Source organism: Microcoleus sp. OTE_8_concoct_300, from assembly GCF_031383065.1.
GTDB lineage: Bacteria > Cyanobacteriota > Cyanobacteriia > Cyanobacteriales > Microcoleaceae > Microcoleus.
In genome coordinates this window covers 1-2,343 of the sequence record NZ_JANMZH010000846.1, presented here as the reverse complement: position 1 = coordinate 2,343, position 2,343 = coordinate 1, and the positions used below count along the sequence as shown (strand labels likewise).

The 2,343-nt window shown below is 43.2% G+C and carries 2 protein-coding genes; both read right to left on the bottom strand.

Annotation, left to right across the window (positions count from 1 at the left end; all coding sequences use genetic code 11):
- Nucleotides 1–859 precede the first annotated feature (859 nt).
- Nucleotides 860–1,918 (bottom strand): peptidoglycan DD-metalloendopeptidase family protein, encoded by a 1,059-nt coding sequence (locus ACUVJL_RS37305; protein ID WP_445250419.1) that lies wholly within the window; start codon nucleotides 1,916–1,918, stop codon nucleotides 860–862.
- 31 nt (nucleotides 1,919–1,949) lie between these two features.
- On the bottom strand, nucleotides 1,950–2,309 hold the full coding sequence (locus tag ACUVJL_RS37300; RefSeq protein ID WP_445250418.1) for a hypothetical protein: 360 nt from the start codon (nucleotides 2,307–2,309) through the stop codon (nucleotides 1,950–1,952).
- Nucleotides 2,310–2,343 lie beyond the last annotated feature (34 nt).

Genomic DNA, 2,343 nt, shown 5'->3' with positions numbered 1-2,343 from the left:
CTGTGCAAGCTAGTTTGAATCGTAGCTTTAGCCTTTTATCTACGTAAACGCTTAGTTCAGCCATTTCAGGTGGAATTTTTTTAGCCATGTCTCTCATACGCGCATACCTGTATTCTCGCATCTGGCGAGGGGGCGGTTTACTGCGTGGTGACACAACTACGTATTGCGCGGTTGCGCGATATACGTTATCATACCTACATAGCCAAAAAACGGCAACCCCACCGCATTAAGAAATGTTGTTGCCGGAACACCGCAAAAGTCATCGCTACGGGATTGTGTCAACAGGCTGTCACTGTCCGTTTCCCCGGTTAGCACATTAATATTTTTTTAAGCCAAAATATAGTAGCGCTCTTGCATAGAAGCAGTAACTATGACCATTAACCTAGACCAGCCGGACTTCTGAAGATTGACCCGTATTGTTCAGAATTTACCTGACTTTGCTAATGTGCGCGATCGCAGCTTATCCTAAAACTTCGCCTCAGTTGTCTTTACCTGCGGCTAAGTAGTTGGATTGGGCGTTTTTTTGACCGCAGATTTTAGCAGATAAACACAGATGAACGCAGATGAGATTTCGTCTGCGTTCATCTGTTTAGGTAGGGTGCGTCCGCTAGGATTATTTTCGATTTAAACTAACAATCTGATCGCTGAGGCACCGAACCCTACCTTATCGTTTTCGTTGCAGATACCAAGGGGCATGATTAGGATATTCGGGAATATTCCAACCATTACGAGATTGTTCGAGCGTCAGAGTTGTTTGGACTGTCTTACCGTAACCACCATTCTCTTCATAGGCGACCTTTACAACCCTGACACGATGTAGAAAGGATCACCCTCGGTTAGATAGGCTTACTGGATAATCCTATTTGTTATAGCCATAGGGAGGATTCCAAACGTAGGGAACGGTTTCACGATTGTTTATAAGATTTATAAGATTATAAACAGTATCGTCTTTACCAGTTGGATAGTTGACCTCAACATGTAGATGTGCCCCATCAGCCCAGCCATTGTATCCGGTAGAAGCAATCCTTTGTCCGGCTTCTACTCGATCTCCTACTTTTACTTGAGCCGAATTCTGCTGGATGTGCATATAGAATGAGCGATAATACTTACCAGACTTGTGGGGTACATCTCGATCGTGTTCAATTACAATATAGTTGACATTGTACTGATTGTTCGAAGATGCTGGCTTATTCATATCTGGCACATCCTGCTTGATTGCAATTACTTTCCCACTCCGCATAGCGTAGATAGCTGTACCAATTCCTGCACCTATGTCATCTGCAAATTTCTGAATAGAACGATCCCCACGTCCAAAGTGACTAGAGTAAGCACCTGCCCCCTTCAATGGATGTTCGAAACCACGTAAGGGTGTACTAGATGTAGGATTATCAAACAAGGCTGGTTGGTTGTTGGTAGGAGTGCCAGTGCTTTTCCAACGCTGGTTCGCATTATTGGCATCGCACCTAATTAGATGAATCCTACCAGCATTAGTACGAGTAGGAGAATCAACACAGAACTCAGTTCCCTTGCGGCGGATTAAGAACTCCCCCCTAGAAAGATTCTCTAGATTCCAGTTTTGATCTGGGTCGGAAGCGTTGCAATTCCACACATTTATTTCCTTATTGTTCTCAAGATAATGAGCATTTAAGCACTTGCCTGTTGAACCGTGACGCAACAGTATACTATTGCTACTGCTACCCGGCAAACGGTCAAATTTTTGGTCAGGGTCGTTGATGTTATGTTGATAAAGAGACATCCGAGGAGTCCCGTCAATCAACCGAAAAGAGTTGTTTGTATTCAGTGCATATCCGCCATTTACCTGAAAAGTTTCCGCTGCTTGAGCTGCTTGTGCCGTAAAAGCTATAGAAACACTAGCAATGGCGATCGCAGTAATTTTTTGAACTTTCTGGAAATTCACGATTGGACTCCTTTAATGATGAGTGATTTAATCAATTGCGGGCTGGAATATTCCAGCCAATTTTTCTGGCAGTATCAGAGCTGAAACAGGCAAAATCGCCACTTTTTTCCCGACAAACTTGGCTATTCAACCAATAAGGCTGACTCCATTTATCCCATTTAATATTGGCAGTAGCATTGACTGTTTTTGGTCTAGTCTCTGAGTCTAAATCAACTGGCTCTCCACCTCCAGCTTGTGCTTTTTCACCTAAAAACAACAGAGCTAATTGCAGAGTAATTAGAAGAGTCAATCGCCACCAAATATTTTTTGCTGGGGTTGACATTTTGTGGGAGCGATTGAATTTTTGCTTTACGAGGAACACAGCATCTAATTCAACGTCAGGAATAGCCATGATTGTTGTCCTCTAATAGTAGAGACAAAGTGTG

What these genes read in the sequence shown, in the direction of transcription:
- ACUVJL_RS37300 (WP_445250418.1), bottom strand. Translation starts at nt 2,309, where the DNA reads ATGGCTATTCCTGACGTTGAATTAGATGCTGTGTTCCTCGTAAAGCAA.